Genomic DNA, 18,373 nt, shown 5'->3' with positions numbered 1-18,373 from the left:
AATATGTTGGTCTAGTTCCAAAATATTTGAAAAAAAGAAGTGATTTATAAATTTTCATCCCATTTTGGTATTTGGTATGCTATTCAAAAACCGAATCGGAATCGGATTTTGGTGCTTCAAACTTTCTTAAGTATACAAACTTTCCTTTCCTGGACTTTCGTTCAATAAAATCCGCTTCCGTTAACATAGGGTCGATTTGGCTGTAATGGCATCGGTAGGATTTAGCGGCCATTTCCAAATCTTCATCGGTATAGGAAACTTTCGTCCTTAAAAATTTACTCGCTTGACCCCTTAAGGTTTTTCCTTCCGCATCATCGATGTTTTCCACTGGTGTGCCATAAAAGTATAGGGACATGGGCTTTTGCCAATCCTTGCTTAGGTACACTTGTGTGACAGAGGCGCCAACAAGCCTGTGGTCCATGTGCGTGGAACCGCCATCAGGGCCCCAAGTAATGATGGCATTGGGTTTTATCCTTTCAACAATATCGTTCAATTGCTTCACCATTTCCCTGGCATGGGGAACATGTCCGTCATAGCCTTCACCCGCCCTAAGCTGATCGTGAAAATTTAGATGTATCAACTCTACCCCCAACAATGCTGCGGCACATTTCATTTCTTCCCTTCGGGTAACGACCAATTCATCCCCGGCCTTGTGGTCATGGAAATCGTTGGTGCCATACCTACCATCCGTAACTACGACCAAATGTACCTTGGCTCCTTCCCTTGCATATTTGGCCAATATGGGAGAGACCGTACTTTCATCATCTGGATGTGCAAAAACCGCCAGCAACACCTTTCCTTCATAGGGCTTTTGGGCACATGAAATGGGTCCCGCCAGTAAAATGACAAGCAACGTAAATAGCCCTTGTCTTAGCACTTGATTTCTGTATAGTTGATGTTTTTGCATGATACATGTTTTTTGGTCCCTGTCCGCTTCTAGACTTTAAAATAAATCTTTCGTTTGTCCAGATAATATGTGATATACCATAAAAATAGCAGAATTAACAAGGATTCCAAAACCAATATCCAATCCTTATGTATATCCAGCGCATGAAAAAGACCCGTGTTCCAGAGAATCTCGAATTCCCTGAAAATCAAATGTCCAAAGGTCTCAGCAAACAAATAGATGAAAATGGAGTTGGTGCCTACGACCGCAAAAAATTGAAGCCATTTTTTCTTGTATCCTTTCACATCGATTACCCAATAGAAAAAAGCAAGTGCCAAGATGGAAATGCCACCCGAGGCCAGCGTAAAAGAAGTGGTCGCTATGCGTTTTATAATCGGTGTAATATCAAAAAAATCCAGAGCAAACCCTAGGACGGTTGCCAAAACTCCCCAAAAAAGGAAGTTCCTTACCTTATTGGTTTGTGCAGAAGCGTTCAGCAATAGTTGGCCACAGACTACTCCCCAGATAGTATGGGCGGCAGTTGGCAAAAAGTTTATAAATACCCAATATCCGTTGTTTACCTTCCCCATGACCAGAAAATCTACCCATGAACCAAATGTTTCGTGTCCTTGAGCATAGGGAGCTTCTGGATTATAGCTTCTATATAATATTTCCGTCAGCAATAAAAGGAACAGTGAAAACCCTATTTGAAAGGTGGCTTTTTTACGCATAATGGCGTAGGCAATCAGGATTGTGAATGCCAACTGTACCAAAACATTCCATAGTTCCCATACCGGACCATGGCTGTAGACACAGTGTAACAACACCCCAAATAGGAACAACTTTAAGCATCGCATGGCAATATGTTTGTTCAATTCCTTTCTGTTCCCCATTTCCAGGCGTTTTTTAAAGGAAAAAGGCATGGCCACCCCAACGATAAACATAAAAAAGGGCTGTATGAGGTCCCAGAAACGAAGGCCGTTCCATGGATGGTGATGCAATTGTAGTGCCAGTGGATAAAAAGAAGTGCCTTCCGTTAAACTCGCGAAGCTTTCATGGAAACCTGCAGCCTCAGCTATAAGCAGGAACATTATGAATCCTCTGAAAACATCCAGAGAATACAGGCGTTGAGTCAATGGTTTGGCGAATTGCGACATACCATTTGGATGGTTAGGTTTAGGCTCGAAATGTACAACAAATTTTAAATGAAATGATTATCTTCCAAAACCCTTTTTATATCCATATCCTATGAAAAAATTAGCGCTTTTTGCCCTCTTGTTTACCTCAAGCCTTTTTGTCCTTTCGCAGACCGATGATAAAGAGGAAATCGAAAAACCCATTCCCAAGGCAAGGACGTTTGAAACCCTCCATCAGGGTGTGTTCGGAGGAAAGACCATCAATTATAAAGCGAAGGCCAAGGAAACATTTTTGACCAACAAAGCAGGGGACTCCATAGCTACTTTTTGGTCGGTTGCCTACACCAAAAATCCTGTAGGGGATGTTAAAACAAGACCTGTCACCTTTATTTTTAATGGTGGTCCGGGTTCTGCCTCTGTATGGCTACACATGGGCCTTTTTGGGCCCAAAATCATAAAAGTGGATTCAGAAGCCAAGAAGGACGATGGTGCCGCTCCTTATAATCTTGTGACCAATGAACACGGCCTTTTGGACCTTACCGATCTTGTTTTTATCGACCCAGTAGGCACAGGGTATAGTCAATTGGTGGGAAAAGGAAAGGGAAAGGACTTTTATGGGCTCAATGAGGATGTTGCCTCCTTCGCGCAATTTATACGGAAATGGGTCACGGATAACGGACGCTGGTTCTCTCCCAAATATTTGGCCGGTGAAAGTTACGGTACCACAAGGGCCGCCTATTTGGGTAACGCCTTGGAAAGCTCGGGTCAAAATATGGCGCTCAATGGTATGATCCTCATTTCCCAGGCTTTGGATTATGCCGGTTCTACCTCTATCCATTATAACATTACATCCTATATTACCTATTTGCCAAGTATGGCCGCCACCGCTTGGTACCATAAAAAAGCCGGAGAAGGCAAAACTTTGGAAGCCTTTGTAAAGGAGTGTAGGGAATTTACCTATGGCGATTACACCAAGGCCCTGTACAAGGGAAATCTATTGGACAATGCGGAAAAGGATGAAATCGCCCAAAAGCTCAGTTATTTTACAGGGCTGGACAAGGACTATATACTTAAATCTAACTTGCGCATTCTAGTAGAACGATTTCAGAAAAAACTCTTGGAGGACAAAGGGTTGGCCATTGGTCGTTTGGACGGTAGGTTTATGGGCGATGAATCCGATGATGTAGCCGAAAGGCCCCATTTAGGTGATCCGGCAAGCTATCAAATAGGTGCGGCCTATACAGCAGGTATCAACCACTATTTTGCGACCGATTTAAAAATTGACATGGACCGGCCTTATATTACCTCCGGAGGTGGCGAGGGATGGCGATGGCGCACCGCGCCCGATGATGCCTATTGGGAGCCAATGCCCGTGAACACGGCCCCTTTTCTAGGTGAGACCATGAGGCGCAACCCAGAAATGAAGGTACTGGTGGCCAACGGCTATTACGATCTTATAACGCCTTTTTTTGATGCCGAATATACATTTGCCCGAAATGGCATTGTCACCGAAAGGGTCTCCATGAAGTATTATGAGGCCGGCCATATGATGTACACCCATGAGCCCGATCTAAAAAAACTGTCGGAGGATATTCGGGCATTTTTAACCCAATAATAGGTTGAGGTTTGGTTGCTTAAATATCGCTATTCTTTTCCTTCTGCCACACCTCAACTTTGCGCAGGCTTCACTTGTCACCAATGAAAATGAAGGAGTGAGAGTGTTTGTTTTGGGAACGGCCCAGGACGGGGGAAGCCCGCACATTGGCTGCGAAAAAGAGTGTTGTGCGCCACTTTTTGAAAAAGGCGACCATTCCAGAAAGGTCGTTTCCCTGGGCGTCGTCGATTTTAAAAATAACCAAACAATCCTTATCGAGGCCACACCAGACCTACCAACCCAAATAAGGGCATTGCGCGAAATGGCGCATTTTAAGCAAAATGATTACCCAGACGGTATCTTTCTGACCCATGCCCATATTGGCCACTATAGTGGTCTCATGTATCTTGGGAAGGAGGCCGCAAACACCAAAAATATATCGGTATATACAATGCCTAAAATGCATCGGTTTTTGACAGAAAATGGGCCTTGGGGACAGTTGGTCGCAAATAACAACATAAGACTTGTTCCAACAGAAAATGAAAAATCGGTTCAAATATCGGATCAATTGGCCATCGTTCCTTTTGTCGTTCCGCATCGGGACGAGTATTCAGAGACCGTGGGATATAAGGTTGTCGGTCCCAACAAAACCTTGTTGTTTATTCCGGATATAGACAAATGGGAAAAGTGGGAAAAGGACATTCGGGAAGAAATCAAAACTGTGGACTATGCTTTTATAGATGCCACATTTTTTGATGCCGAAGAAATTGATTATAGGGATATCTTAGAAATTCCCCATCCCTTCGTCATTGAAAGTATGGAAACGTTTAAAGATTTTTCCGAATCCGAAAAAAACAAGGTCTATTTCATACATTTCAACCATACAAACCCATTGTTGAATCCGGATTCTCACCAAACAAAAAAAGTGCTGCTGGAAGGTTTTCAAATAGCAAGAGAGGGCGTGTCCCTAAAATTATAAGCGGGTTTGGACAAAGAATTGATTGCATATCTAAACTACTTACTATGCACAAAAATAGAGCGGGTTTCCCCTATTTCCGGAGGGGACATCTCTAGGGCCTATCTTTTGGAATCCGAAACCGAAAAATTCTTCTGTAAAATCAACGGGGGAAACAAGGCCCTTGTGATGTTCCAGGCCGAGAAAAAAGGGCTCCAGGAGCTCTTGAAAACCAATACAATCGCCGCCCCACGGTCCTTTCAGGTAGAACCATACAATGAAGGTGCTTTTTTCCTGATGGAATATGTTGAAAGTAAGACTGCAACTTCAAAAGAAATGGCACTTTTTGGTCGCCAACTGGCCCTGTTGCACCAAACATCCAATACCCGTACATTTGGGTGGGAGGAGGACAATTTCATCGGCAGTTTGTATCAATCGAACAAATCGCACCAGGATTGGACTTCATTTTATGTGCAGGAACGACTGCTTCCTCAACTAAAACTGGCATTTGAGAAGGGACTCTTGCTGAAAACCGATATCCCTTCGGAAGGAAAAATGGATACGATGTGCAGCAACTTGTTTCCCAACATAAAACCCTCTTTGTTACATGGGGATTTGTGGAGCGGTAATTTTTTGATTTCAAAGGATGGTATTCCGTTTTTGATAGACCCGGCCATCTATTATGGCCATTATGAGGTAGATATTGCCATGACCCATCTTTTTGGCGGTTTTGGGGATTCCTTTTACAATTCGTATCGCGAAATCATTCCTCCCGAACCTGGGGAAGAAGAAAGAAAGGATATTTATCAGCTATACTATTTGTTAGTCCACCTCAACCTTTTTGGTGCTTCGTATACTGCTCCCGTCAAAAGAATTTTGTCTACCTGTTTTTAGGATTTGGCTACCTTTAAAGTAAATACACATGCTATGCAGTCGCTGAAAATAATAGGTCTATTGCTTCTTATATTGGGAATAGGTTCCTGTGAAGAAAATAAAAAGCAAGCGCCTATCCAGAAGGAGTATGCTACGTGGTCTTCCTATTTGGGCGATCCAGGAAGGACTCATTTTTCTACGTTGTCCCAGATTACCAAAGAAAATGTTACATCCCTCAAAGTGGCTTGGACCTATGAATCTGAAGATTGGGGGCAAATGCAGATGAATCCTATCGTTGTGGATTCCATGCTCTATGGGGTTACAGCGGCACTTCGCGTAGTGGCGCTCCATGCCGGAACGGGAGAAGAAATCTGGCAGTTTGGGGATTCCGTTAAAGTCTGGCATTCCACAAGCAGAGGCGTATCCTATTGGTCCAAAGGTGAGGACAAAAGAATACTATGTACTCGAGGAGCTTTCCTATTCGCTCTGGATGCCTTAACCGGTAAACCCATCCCGACTTTTGGGTTGGGAGGAAAGGTGGATTTACGTTCCGGTATGCGAAAAAGCGCCGAAAACAAGTTCGTCATTTCCAATACCCCTGGCACTGTTTTTAAGGATTTGATCGTCATGCCGCTAAGGGTTTCCGAAGGGGCAGGGGCCGCTCCTGGGGATATTATGGCCTTTAATGTAATTACGGGCAAACTTGAATGGTCCTTTCACACCATTCCACATCCTGGAGAGTATGGTTATGAAACATGGGAAGATTCCACGGCGTATAAAGGTTCCATTGTGGGCGGTGCCAATAACTGGGCAGGTATGGCGGTAGACGAGGAGGCTGAAATCATTTATGTGCCTACGGGCTCCGCCGCTCCCGACTTTTACGGAGGTGTCCGTCTTGGACAGAACCTGTTTTCAAATTCACTTTTGGCACTGAACGCAAATACCGGGGAGCGGCTTTGGCACTTTCAGTTCACCCATCACGATATTTGGGATCGTGATCCGCCCGCTCCGCCCAACCTGTTGATGGTGGAACGGGAGGGTAAAAAAATTCCCGCTGTGGCCCAAGTGACCAAACAAGGGTATGTGTATGTCTTTAACCGATTGACCGGAGAGCCCTTGTTTGACATTGAAGAAGTGACCGTGCCCAAATCATTGTTAGAGGGCGAAGAAGCCTGGCCCACACAACCGATACCCATACGACCAAAACCCTTTGCACGTCAATCCCAAGACCTAACGGAAGCGGACATCAGTCCTTTTGCCAAAAACAAGGAAGAGTTGGCATCAAAATTTAAATCTGCAAACAAAAGTCAGTATGCACCTCCTAATACGGAACCTGTTTTGTTGTTGCCCGGATACGATGGTGCGGCAGAATGGGGCGGGGCCTCTGTGGATCCCGAAGACGGAATTCTTTATGTTAATTCCAACGAAATGGCTTGGATGCTGGGTGTTATTGAAAATAATGAAGAGGCTTATGACGGGCCCTTGGGCGAAAGTACCTATCACAAATATTGCGTAACCTGTCATCAACCGGATAGAAAAGGAAATGTGGGCAGTGGTTATCCCTCGTTGCTTGACCTGCAACTACGGAAGGAAAAAAACGAAGTTTCACAGATCATTACCAACGGAAAGGGCATGATGACGGGTTTTCCCCAGCTTTCAAAACAGGAAATGGAGGCCCTCCTCGCCTTTCTATTTGATGAGGAAATAAAACATTCCGTTGCTTCGGAAAATGTGCCCCAAGATACCGTTCAGGAGCGATACAAACATGCCGGATACACCAAGTTTTTGGACAGCAAGGGGCTACCTGGGATTTCACCGCCTTGGGGTACGATGCATGCCATCGATTTGAATACCGGAAACTTTAAATGGTCCATTCCCTTTGGCAACACTCCGGAGTTGGGGGATGAGGGTATAGGAACCGGAACGGAAAATTATGGCGGTGCCGTGGTGACCGAAAACGGATTGCTGTTCATTGCGGCCACTCGGGATGGTTATTTTAGGGTGTTTGACAAGGAAAATGGTAGCCTTATTTGGGAACATGAGCTGCCTGCTCCCGCTTTCGCTACTCCCGCCATGTATGAGTTTAATGGAAAACAGTATATTGCCATCGCCTGTGGCGGGGAAAAACTAGGTGCCAAAAAAGGGAATAAAATCATTGCTTTTGCCTTGAACCCGTAGCTAGTCTGTTATATAAATATAAGACTGGCCATTCATCCCTTGTTTTTCCCATAACAAGTCTTGGTTCAATAAAAAAGAATAGTTTGGCGCTGGCTGTTTCGGATAGCTAAAATGAATCCTATTGTTTTGATTTAAATTCTCTGGAATTAATAAACATCTATTAAAAGACAGTATACCCTAAAATCATAGAAAAGGCATTATACTGAGAGTCCCAGGCAAAAAAGTCACTTATAATGTCTCTATTGGTAAAATACCGAGCCTCTAAACTGAATCTGTCTACTTTAAGGCCTATGCCAAATGCCCAATTGGTTGAACTTTTGCCTGTCAATGTAGTTATCGTAGGGTTATCTGTTCTTTGAATAATTAAAGTAGTTTCAGAATTAATGTCGTATACATAGGAAGCATTTATAAACAATTTGGATTTTTCTTTAAGAAAAAAATAATGCCGAAGCCCCACTGGTAGTTCAATAGAACTATATGATAAACTAGCTATTGAATTAGCCCCCGAACCATCATTTATATCGGTTGTTTTTGTTTCTTTAAAGCCCATATGGTAAGTTGGCTCAATTATTAGTCCCCATTTGTTCTTTTGAAAAGGCAAAACAAACTCTGTTTCAATACCAAAACCTAATCCAGTTTTACTCCCAAAATCTGCATATTTTGACCCTCCAAAAAAATTCGAAACAACCAATGATGATCTATTTATGCGAGGCCTAACTGTAAAATTGAAGAAGTCATATTTAGATTTCGTGCCGAAAACCTTAAATTGTTGGCCACTACACTCGTTGAATTTTATAAAATAATTGGTAAGGCTGTTTTTTGTATAGGTCAATTTCTCTAACTGTTCCTTTTTTATTCCTGCACAACTTAATTCATTCCATAATTGTTGTTTAAATCGGTTATTTGTTCCCTTTTTGTCTTTATCAATCAAGTAATACTTGAAAACTAATGGCTCGATCTGGTTTGCGTCTATCGAATAAAAGAATCGTTTTAAGCCTCCGTTGCGATATTGGTATAAACTAGCATATCCTTTTGTCAATACTTCCAGGAAAACATTTTCCTTTTCAAAAATAGGGTTTCTATCCTTTCCCATTCTATTGAGGTCCTCACTAGACTTGTCAATATTTACTGTTGCTCGAACAAACTTAACAGAAGTTCCTATCCCAAACTCTTTAATGTAAATAAGAGAAGTTCTTTTGGGTTTGCCTTCTTTTGAAAGTTTATACTCAAAATCAACTGGGTTGTCTTTCCAATCCACATTCCTAATAAAGCAATCAAAAATTTGTCCGGAATTATCTATGAAATACCCCTTCTCAAAAGATATTTGTGCAAAACCTTTAAAACTAATAATTAGAAAGGAGGATAGTAATAGGCATTTTTTCATATTTGTCATTAGTTTGTCTAGAAATAAAATTATCAAAACAATTGAGAGGGAAACTATATTAATTTGATTTCAAAGTGTTTTTGAAATATTTCGATGGGTAACAAGCGTCTTCTGATTTTTGATTAAGAGCAACCTATTTTTTGGTTTTCAATTATTCATAATTGACATTCTTTAGGGGCGATATATCCTATCAAAAGCCATTCAGTGTTTTCATTCCTTGGGGTAAATTGTTTCAACCCATTACGTAACGTGAATAATGCTCTTTTATTTGACAATTTTTGATTAAGATTTCAAAGCCAGATGGGCCTGTTTAATTTTTTGCTACGATTTTAAATTTTTGTTAAGTCTGGTCTTTTCATATAAGAAATCTAAATGTTTTCCTTTTTTGTGCAACTTCAGTAATGTTGTCTAAAACCAGAATTCTGTTTTGTATCCTTTCTAAATAGTTATGTTGATTTTATATAAACCCTTTTTCAAGTCTATAAATATTGTTTCAAAACAAGTGTTGAGCTAAACTGATGGCTTCAATCAAGATCAAAAATGACAGGTCTATATAATGCTTATTGGTTGTATTTAGCAACCAATTAATTCATCTGAGAAGAAATTCTAATTAAAGTGGGTGGTAATTCAACATTTTTTCGAATTTAATGTAAAGCAGTATATTGCCATCGCTTGTGACGGGGAAAAACTGGGCACAAAAAAAGGGAATAAAATAATTGCCTTTGCCTTGAACCCTTAGCAATTGTAACCTAACCGACCCATAATGTTAAAACTATTTGACCGCGCCAAGGATTTTGGCACTAGAAAAGCCCTAGTTTCAAACAATACGGAATATACCTATAACGAACTTATAGCATCGGCAGAAGCCGTAGCCGCCAATTTATTATCAGATACCGTAGACCTTAAAGAGGCTCGAATCACATTTTTAGTGCCTCCTTCTTTTGAATATACCGCAATTCAATGGGGAATTTGGAAAGCGGGCGGCATCGCGGTTCCGCTATGCGTATTACATCCTTTGCCCTCCATTGAATATGTGCTAGAGGACACACAGGCGGAAATAGTCATTGCCCATGAAGATTATGTGAACTTTTTAAGGCCTTTGGAAGCCGCCTTGGGTATTTCCGTGGTTCCTATGGAAGCAATGTTTGCTGAAAACAATTCCAATCTGCCCGATCTTTCCCCAGACAGAAGGGCCATGATTTTATATACCAGTGGTACTACAAGCAAACCCAAAGGAGTCGTAACGACACATGCCAATATTGAGGCACAGATTACAGCCTTGGTGCAGGCCTGGGAATGGGAAAAGGACGACTATATTCTTAATATTCTTCCCTTACATCATGTCCATGGGATTATCAATGTGATGAGCTGTGCGCTATGGAGTGGCGCCTGTTGCGAATTTTTACCGAAGTTCAACGATGAAAAGGTTTGGGAAATTATTTGTTCTGGAAGACTCACCCTTTTTATGGCGGTGCCGACGATTTATTACAAACTGATTGCCTTTTGGGATCATGCGAGCGACGGGGAAAGGAAAAAAATGTCCGAAGCGGCCTCCAAACTGCGATTGATGGTCTCTGGGTCTGCCGCCTTACCTGTACCTGTGCTTGAAAAATGGCGTACCATTTCGGGGCAAACCCTTTTAGAGCGTTATGGAATGACGGAGATTGGCATGGGCCTTTCCAATTCCTATCGCGGGGAACGTAGGCCTGGCCATGTTGGTTTGCCCTTGCCAACGGTAGAAATGCGCTTGGTTGACCAGGAGAACAATCCTGTAGGGGCCAACGAACCGGGAGAGTTCCAGATAAAGGGACCAAGTGTGTTCAAGGAATATTGGCAAAAACCCGATGCAACGGCAAAAGCCTTTACTAAAGACGGTTGGTTCATTACGGGCGATATCGGTATGCTCAACGACGGACTTTACAAGATCTTGGGCCGGGACAGTGTGGATATTATCAAGTCTGGCGGATATAAGATATCTGCCTTGGAAATTGAGGATGTACTAAGAAAGCATGAGGAAATTGCCGATTGTGCCGTAGTTGGCCTGCCCGATGAAGAGTGGGGCGAGGTCATTGCAGCGTGCCTGGTTCCGTCTGGCGAAGCCATAAAAACGGACGTGTTGAATACTTGGCTAAAGACCCAAATGCCCGGATATAAAATTCCGAGGAAATACATAATGCAACGGGAGCTGCCCAGAAACGTCCTGGGCAAGGTCACCAAAAATGAGGTAAAAAAACTGTTTTAAACCAAATAACCAAACCATGGATTTTTTAACCTGGATTCCATATATCGGCATCTTAATTCTAGTCATCATCAACGCAGCGTTGGTCCTTAAAAGGGATATTCATGTAGAGGAAAACGACCATAATCCAGAGCACTGATGGATTACTTTTACGAGCACTACGTAACCCTTATCTTAACGGCAATTTATGTGGGCGGATGCCTATACATTGGCTGGTATTTTAAAAAGAAAGCATCGGAAGGTGTTGAAGGTTTTTATGTGGCCAAAAGGGAAATCCCGGGATGGGTGATTTCCTTGGCCTTCTTTTCGACATCGGCCAGTACGAACACGTATATTGGCCAGGCTGGAAAATCCTTTGAGCTCGGCCTTTCCTGGGCTTGGATGGGTTTCATTTGGACCTTCTTTTGTGTTATTTCCTGGCAATTACTGGGCCCCAAAATGCGGTTCCAAACTGCACGGTTAAAGTCGTTCACCATCCCGGATTATTTTCATCTTCGATATAAGAGTTCCTTGGCGCAAACAATCAGGGTGCTTTCCGCAGTTATCATCCTTTTTGCAACGCTTTGGTATATGGTAGGCATCGCCAAAGGATGCGCCCACGTGCTTACGTCCGTGTTGGATATTCCCTATGAATATGGTTCGTTCGCCATTATAGCGGTTACCTGTGCCTATACCATTTGGGGTGGCATGTACAGTGTGCTTTGGACGGATGCGATACAGGGTATCATCATGTTCGGGGTGGCCATTTTGATGTTGGCCATTCCGTTTATGTACGTGGGTGGCGTGGATAATCTTTTCGAAGTGGTGTCGAACACGGACCACTTGTCCAAAGCGGGCGTACCAATAAATTCCGGATTGGTGACCTTTGGGGAGTTGGTATCGTTTCTGTATATCTTGGGGATTGGGCTCTCTGTGGGTATGAAACAGATTTCGGAACCCAAAAACCTCATCCGTTTTTACTCGGTCAACAACACTAAAAGCATGCGGTTCGCCATGATATGGACGCCTGTTTTCCTAGGGATTTCCTTAGTGTGCGTGATGGGATTGGGCGCTTTGGTACATGGTATGGCAACTCCAGAAGAGGCCAATTATCTTATAAACCATACGGATGAAGTCATAGGGTTTATGCTGGACAAGTTTGATAATAAACTGGTAAGCGGCATTTGTGTAGCCGGCTTGTTCGCTGCCGGAATGTCCTCCTTGGCATCCGTCATTATCATTATAGGAACCGCTTTTGTCAAGGACATTTGGCATGTGGCAAAGCCGATGCAAGAATCCAAGATAATTCCCAGGACCAAATGGTTCATGGCCATTTACTGTTTGTTCGTTTTCTTGTTGACACTTTACCCAATCGCAGGAATTGTGGAGCTTACCGCCTTTGCGGGTGCCGTATTCGCGGCAAGCTTTTTTCCGGCCATATTTGGAGGCCTCTATTTAAAATGGGGGACGGATATGGGTGCCTTGGCCTCTATGGTCGTGGGAATGTTGACGAATATTGTTTGGCGTTTTGTCTTTAGGTTCAATTATGAGTCCTTAAAGGACGTACACGAAATAATACCTGCTTTTCTGTTGTCGATGCTTACCTATGTGGTAGTAAGTCGTTTAAGTAAGGCCCGAAAACCAGACAAAGCACATTTGGACCATGTCTTTGGAAAATAGAAAAAGTTGTGATTAATTCGAATTATAGAATGTGTAGTTTCGTTCAAGGTTGATCAAGGCCTCGTCTTCTTGGCCCAAAACCCGCTTACTTCTTAGGTACCTGTTCAAATTATATTCGTCATAGTTTTCGGCATCCTTGTCCATACTGCTGATGCGTACTCGGTCCGATGCATGGATAAATTCATTATTGCCGATCCACATGCCTACATGCACCACTTTTTCGGCCGTTGAATCCGTGGCTTTCCGTCCAAAAAACAACAAATCCCCTTTTTGAAGTTGGTCGAAGCTCTTGGTAGAATCAATAGGAACCCCCGCATGTACTTGCTGTGAGGCATCCCTTGGTATAATCAACCCGTTCAAGAAATAGATGGTTTTGGTAAAGCCGCTGCAATCCATGCCCTTGGTAGACGTGCCGCCCCAAAGATAGGGTACGCCCATGAGCGTTTTGGAAGTCGCCACAAGGGATTCCTGGCTCCGGTCCAGAGTGCCCAACCAACTATTATAAGGTGACGCCTCTTCCTTTTTTACGAAGCCTTCCCGGCCATCGGGGAAACGAACCGTATAAAAATCCATGCCTTCTCCGGTTGTTTCCAAAATGCTGCCGGCCACCAAATCTGATACCCGTGTTTGTGCATCGATGCCCGAAAAAACATGCCCATAGGTATTCGTGTAAATAATCTTTTTCTGGTTTGTCCAAGCCTCCTGTTCGGCATCGGTCATTAACGAGATTTCGCCAGAATTTACCCAGGCAAGGTATTTATCAGGGGTTTGAATATAGTACCATCCTCCTTCCTTTTTCCAAACTTTTACCGGGGTTCCCAAAGTGGCCTGTGTGGAAAGCTCGGCCGAGTGTTTGGGCTCGCTTCGTAAGTTGGCGACGGAATTTGTCACCAAGGCAACGTGTTTGCCCTTCAAACTAGCGTCCGGTAGGATTTTTATGCTATCGGTATATGCCAGACCGACTTCGTTCAATTTCCCTTTAAGGGCAAAAACCGCATCGGGAAGGTTGCTTTCACCTATAAGGGTCCAACCATCCGCAGAATGCTTGCCTTCAATATTGAATAAAGCAACCCTTTTATCGGGAGCATGTTCCTTTTTTATTGCTTCAATGTAAGCCTCTAAATTTTCGTTTACACCCTCTTTGCTGTTGCACCCTAGGACCAATAGCAAAAGAATTATTAAGATCTTGGAGAAATAATGCATGTGGTTTTTTTGTAAAAGTAAAGAATCCCGTCTTTTTTACTTCAAATAGTACTTGGATCTCATTATATAATTTGGTTACATTAGCCCCAAAGAAACCTTGATAGAAGATTTTTAAATATAAAAGTTGAGCTAAAAGTAACAGTGTGATCAAATTACGAGTAATTGAACTTTTTGCTGGTGTGGGCGGCTTTCGTCTGGGATTGGAGCAAACCGGGAATTTTGAAGTTGTCTGGAGCAATCAGTGGGAACCCAGCACCAAGACCCAGCATGCATCCCTGGTGTACGAGGCCAGATTTGGAACTGAAAACCACGTGAATTCCGATATTTCAGAAGTACCAACGGATACTATTCCAGATGCCGATATATTGGTGGGAGGATTTCCTTGTCAGGATTATTCCGTAGCGACCACCTTGCAAAACTCCAAAGGATTGATCGGAAAAAAAGGGGTGTTGTGGTGGAGCATCCAACGGATTTTATCCGAAAAAAAACAACCACCAAAATACCTGTTCTTGGAGAACGTAGACCGTTTGCTGAAATCTCCCTCCAACCAACGAGGGCGGGATTTTGCCATCATGCTCAAAAGTTTGGAGGAACTGGGCTATGCCGTGGAATGGCGCGTTATCAATGCGGCGGATTATGGGATGCCCCAGCGGAGAAGGCGTATTTTTTTTCTGGGCTATCACAAAAGCACTGAAATCTATAAAAAACTAAAAAAATCGGGTGCCGAAACATGGCTACTACAGGAGGGTATTTTGGCTGATGCCTTTCCGGTGCTAGTAGATTCGGCCAAATCGCAGGAGTTCCATTTAGAAGGGGATTTGGTCTCGTTGTCCGAAAACTTTAACAAAGGCCAAAAATTGTCGCCTTTTGATAATACCGGGGTCTTTGTGGAAGGAAAAGTCACGACCCTAAAGACCAAGGCCGATTACGATGATGTAAAAATGGTCCTTGGTGACATCCTTCAAAAAGACACTGTTCCAAGGGAATATTTCATTGATGAACAAGATGTGGCAAAATGGGAGTATTTAAAAGGTGCCAAAAAGGAGGTGCGAACCGCTAAAAACGGATTCAGTTACAATTATAGCGAAGGCGCCATGGTGTTCCCCGATGCCTTGGACAATGCTTCCAGAACCATCATTACCGGGGAGGGAGGAAAAAGTCCGTCGCGATTTAAACATGTGGTTCAAACCTCCAAAGGCCTGCGCCGTCTGACGCCCATGGAATTGGAACGCTTGAACATGTTCCCGGACAATCATACCCAATTGAAGGGCATAAGCGATACCAAAAGGGCCTTTTTTATGGGGAATGCCCTGGTGGTTGGGATTGTCTCAAAAATAGGTGCGGTCCTTTTCGAAAAAATCAATCTGTAAATCCTTGTTGTGAAGAGTGCTTTTACATCTGACCTTGGAAAGGAAAAAAGACTCTCGGAATTGTTGGATACCTATTATTCACAATACTTGAAGCATTACCTTTTTGAGCGGATTCATAACATACAGGAACAACTGCAGGGCGTAGATGTAATCTTTAAACATAGAACAACCCAAGAAACCTTTTTGGTAGATGAAAAGGCCCAATTGGATTATATCAATGAGGACCTGCCCACCTTTGCTTTTGAGCTTCATTATCTAAAAAAAGGTGCGCTAAAGGAGGGGTGGCTTTTTGATAGCTCTAAAAAGACCGATTTCTATGCTTTGGTAACCGCCATTTATGAAGATGAGCCTGCCAAGTATACTTCGTGCAAAATCACTTTTGTAAACCGAAAAAAATTGGTGGCCTTTTTGGAGGCAATGGGTGTGACAAGAAATTCATTATTGGATTATTATCAACATGGTTCGCTTCCTCATGGAAAGTTGGAGGTGAGGGAATTGAACCCAAAAAAGGCGGGTTATTTGTACCACTCTAAAAACAACAAGGCGGAACAACCGTTCAATCTGATCTTGAAATTAGATTTTCTAGTAACCCATGGAATTGCCAAAACACTTGTATAATACAGTTAAAAACCTGTTAATCAAGGTCTAATTCTTGGATTTCTCCTGTTTTTTGTTATATTACTAGTTATGATACAACTAGACAAGTCAGAAAACACGGAATTTTTAGAGAAATCGATACATCATTTGGAGGCCACGGGCTTTGAAAATATTAAGGCAGATTTGGAAGGCTACGAAAAGCCAAAATCCTATAGTAGAAAGGGTGCCGACGATAAAATAACGCCGGACATTGTTGCTGTTAAAAATGGGCGAAAGTACTTTTTCGACATCAGCCTAAAATCCGAAAAACCCCGTTTGTTAAAAACCAAATGGCTGTTCCTGGATACCTTGAGCAGGATGAATTCCAACCGATTTAGAATCATAACCACTAGGGGTCACTATAAGTTTACGGACACCATGTTGGAGGATATCAACCTTAGTAATAAGGAACCAATCAAGATTTAATTATAAAAATTCGGTATTTAGAAAATATTGGCACGCGTTTGCGTGCCTTTTTTATATATTTAGGTATTAGAATCTCTTTATAAAATAGCACAAATCCTTCTTCGGATTTAAACAGTAGACCCCATTTCCGGGTCAAAACTTCTATTGTTTCATTTTATAAAGAAAATCATGATTAAACATAAAATTGCCGTTATCGGCGGTACAGGTAAATCGGGTGCCTATTTGGTAAAAAGGCTTTTAGAACTGGAAATACCTATAAAACTCTTGGTCAGAAATCCAGAAAAACATTGTTTCACGAACCCATTAGTTGAAGTGGTACAGGGCGATGCCAGGGATTATAATTCCATTTTGAATTTAATTGATGGATGCCAAACAATAATCAGCACCTTGGGACAGCCTAAAGGGGAACCTCCTATTTTTAACGATGCCAGTAAGAATATTGTAAAGGCCTTGCTCAAAAACAATCTGAAAAGATACATAGTGGTCACTGGAATAAATGTGGATACCCGCTTTGATAAAAAGGATGAAAAAACGAGCTATGCGACCCAATGGATGTACGAAAACTTTCCCGACACAACTAAAAATAGACAGGAAGAATATGCATATTTGGCTTCTCAGGAGGGTGTAGATTGGACCTTGGTTCGGCTGCCAATGATTATTCAAACCGATGAAAAATTTCGTGTTGGAGTTAATTTGAAAAACTGTGATGGGCATAAGATTAGCGCTACGGATTTGGCCGATTTCCTTATCGGCCAATTGGATGATGAGCGCTATATTCAAAAGTGTCCGTTTTTATTCAATGTGTAAATAACAAAGGGCGGATTGAATCCGCCCATATAATATTACTTTCTCACCATAGAAACATGCGGTATGCCATCTTCCAAATACTCAGCTCCTTCCGGGGTAAAACCTAGGGAACTGTAAAATTTTAACAAGTAGGTCTGTGCGGAAATTCGAATGGTTTTTGTGCCCAATTTTTCCTCAACCTCCTTTATGGAGGCTTCCATAATCAGCTTGCCATACCCATATTTCCGTTGACTCTGTTTGACTACTACCCTACCAATACTGGCCTCGGCAAAGTAATCGCCCGGTGCGAACACACGGGTGTAGGCAACGATTTCTTCATCTTTTTTTCCAATGACGTGAAGTGCCTTTTCATCCTTACCGTCCAAGTCCTGATATACGCAGTCCTGTTCAACCACAAATACCTCACTTCGCAGTTGCAATACTCCATAGAGTTCAGAAGTCTCCAATTCATTGAATCTTTTTATCGATATGTTCATGGGTTCACATAGTCTTTTATATTGGGGTTTATTACGACCAAATCCTTTACGAAATTTTCCTTATCCTTGGGAGATAACACCAAAACCCCAAATTTGTCATAGGTAAGTTGTATTCTATCCAAGGATGCCGCTGGAGCTGAAAAAATATTCTTCGCCTTTTTTACGGAAGTAATTCTTGAAATATCCAGGTGCTTTCTGTACACAAAACCGCTTTTTACATACAGGGTATCGGCATCCATGCCATATTCCGTATTCATCAGCAGATATAAAATAAACAAGCATACGGCTAGAAGGATACCGGAAGTAGTTAGTATGCCTGACGGTTCTTCACCCTTCAATATCATAGATACTATGATTCCTAGAAAGAGGAGCATAGGAACGACCAAAAGCCCCCAACTGATTTTTGATTTATACGTTTTCATTGAATAAGAAATTTACTGTAAAGCATTGCACAAACCTATAAAAATCAGAAAATTACTCTTTAAATTCTAAAAAACATTCTATTTGAGTAAGCCCAGGATTATAAAGCATTTTAGCGGCACCAATACAAT

General features: G+C 42.3%; 16 protein-coding genes. 10 read left to right on the top strand and 6 right to left on the bottom strand.

The annotated features are described in order from the left end of the window. Nucleotides 1-79 precede the first annotated feature (79 nt). On the bottom strand, nt 80-907 hold the full coding sequence (locus tag DZC72_RS05655) for a PIG-L deacetylase family protein (RefSeq protein WP_125221885.1): 828 nt from the start codon (nt 905-907) through the stop codon (nt 80-82). Nucleotides 908-936: 29 nt separating this feature from the next. Next, entirely contained in the window at nt 937-2,043 is a 1,107-nt protein-coding gene (locus DZC72_RS05650; RefSeq protein WP_125221884.1) for an acyltransferase family protein, read from the bottom strand. Nucleotides 2,044-2,134: 91 nt separating this feature from the next. On the opposite strand from DZC72_RS05650, the gene DZC72_RS05645 reads away from it, so the two are divergent. The 4 genes from DZC72_RS05645 to DZC72_RS05630 all read left to right on the top strand — a co-directional run bounded on the left by DZC72_RS05645 (nt 2,135) and on the right by DZC72_RS05630 (nt 7,622). Then, the gene (locus DZC72_RS05645; RefSeq protein ID WP_125221883.1) at nt 2,135-3,637 is read left to right on the top strand and encodes a S10 family peptidase; all 1,503 of its coding nucleotides are present in this window, start codon (nt 2,135-2,137) and stop codon (nt 3,635-3,637) included. Between the two features lie 97 nt (nt 3,638-3,734). Continuing rightward, on the top strand, nt 3,735-4,595 hold the full coding sequence (locus DZC72_RS05640) for an MBL fold metallo-hydrolase (protein WP_243641654.1): 861 nt from the start codon (nt 3,735-3,737) through the stop codon (nt 4,593-4,595). A gap of 6 nt (nt 4,596-4,601) precedes the next feature. Next, nucleotides 4,602-5,465, top strand: coding sequence for a fructosamine kinase family protein (locus DZC72_RS05635; protein ID WP_125221881.1), 864 nt, complete (start codon nt 4,602-4,604; stop codon nt 5,463-5,465). 33 nt (nt 5,466-5,498) lie between these two features. Beyond that, complete coding sequence (locus DZC72_RS05630) at nt 5,499-7,622, top strand: c-type cytochrome (protein ID WP_125221880.1); 2,124 nt, start codon at nt 5,499-5,501, stop codon at nt 7,620-7,622. A 160-nt stretch (nt 7,623-7,782) separates the two neighbouring features. Here DZC72_RS05630 and DZC72_RS05625 read toward each other — a convergent pair whose 3' ends face one another. Next, nucleotides 7,783-9,015 (bottom strand): PorT family protein, encoded by a 1,233-nt coding sequence (locus DZC72_RS05625; RefSeq protein ID WP_243641653.1) that lies wholly within the window; start codon nt 9,013-9,015, stop codon nt 7,783-7,785. 754 nt (nt 9,016-9,769) lie between these two features. Here DZC72_RS05625 and DZC72_RS05620 point away from each other — a divergent pair. Together DZC72_RS05620 and DZC72_RS05615 are read left to right on the top strand one after the other, a co-directional pair. Continuing rightward, on the top strand, nt 9,770-11,248 hold the full coding sequence (locus DZC72_RS05620; protein WP_125221879.1) for an acyl-CoA synthetase: 1,479 nt from the start codon (nt 9,770-9,772) through the stop codon (nt 11,246-11,248). A gap of 135 nt (nt 11,249-11,383) precedes the next feature. Further along, the gene (locus DZC72_RS05615; RefSeq protein ID WP_125221878.1) at nt 11,384-12,904 is read left to right on the top strand and encodes a sodium:solute symporter family protein; all 1,521 of its coding nucleotides are present in this window, start codon (nt 11,384-11,386) and stop codon (nt 12,902-12,904) included. Nucleotides 12,905-12,916: 12 nt separating this feature from the next. On the opposite strand, the gene DZC72_RS05610 is transcribed toward DZC72_RS05615, so the two are convergent. Beyond that, the gene (locus DZC72_RS05610; RefSeq protein WP_125221877.1) at nt 12,917-14,107 is read right to left on the bottom strand and encodes a C40 family peptidase; all 1,191 of its coding nucleotides are present in this window, start codon (nt 14,105-14,107) and stop codon (nt 12,917-12,919) included. Nucleotides 14,108-14,250: 143 nt separating this feature from the next. On the opposite strand from DZC72_RS05610, the gene dcm reads away from it, so the two are divergent. The 4 genes from dcm (at nt 14,251) to DZC72_RS05590 (ending at nt 17,346) form a co-directional block, all read left to right on the top strand. Next, nucleotides 14,251-15,477: a DNA (cytosine-5-)-methyltransferase gene (gene dcm / locus DZC72_RS05605; RefSeq protein WP_125221876.1), complete on the top strand. Its 1,227-nt coding sequence runs from the start codon at nt 14,251-14,253 to the stop codon at nt 15,475-15,477. A 9-nt stretch (nt 15,478-15,486) separates the two neighbouring features. Further along, nucleotides 15,487-16,095, top strand: a complete 609-nt coding sequence (locus tag DZC72_RS05600; protein WP_125221875.1) for a hypothetical protein — start codon at nt 15,487-15,489, stop codon at nt 16,093-16,095. 69 nt (nt 16,096-16,164) lie between these two features. Continuing rightward, a complete protein-coding gene (locus DZC72_RS05595; RefSeq protein WP_125221874.1) occupies nt 16,165-16,539 on the top strand; it encodes a hypothetical protein in 375 nt (124 codons plus the stop codon). 168 nt (nt 16,540-16,707) lie between these two features. After that, the gene (locus tag DZC72_RS05590) at nt 16,708-17,346 is read left to right on the top strand and encodes an NAD(P)-dependent oxidoreductase (RefSeq protein ID WP_125221873.1); all 639 of its coding nucleotides are present in this window, start codon (nt 16,708-16,710) and stop codon (nt 17,344-17,346) included. 35 nt (nt 17,347-17,381) lie between these two features. Here DZC72_RS05590 and DZC72_RS05585 read toward each other — a convergent pair whose 3' ends face one another. Further along, on the bottom strand, nt 17,382-17,822 hold the full coding sequence (locus tag DZC72_RS05585; RefSeq protein ID WP_125221872.1) for a GNAT family N-acetyltransferase: 441 nt from the start codon (nt 17,820-17,822) through the stop codon (nt 17,382-17,384). After that, nucleotides 17,819-18,244: a PH domain-containing protein gene (locus tag DZC72_RS05580; RefSeq protein WP_125221871.1), complete on the bottom strand. Its 426-nt coding sequence runs from the start codon at nt 18,242-18,244 to the stop codon at nt 17,819-17,821. The genes DZC72_RS05585 and DZC72_RS05580 overlap by 4 nt, the downstream gene beginning before the upstream one ends. Nucleotides 18,245-18,373 lie beyond the last annotated feature (129 nt).

Source organism: Maribacter algicola, from assembly GCF_003933245.1.
Taxonomy (GTDB): Bacteria; Bacteroidota; Bacteroidia; order Flavobacteriales; family Flavobacteriaceae; genus Maribacter; species Maribacter algicola.
Note: the sequence above shows the minus strand (reverse complement) of the source record. Positions and strands in the feature narration are given on the sequence as shown.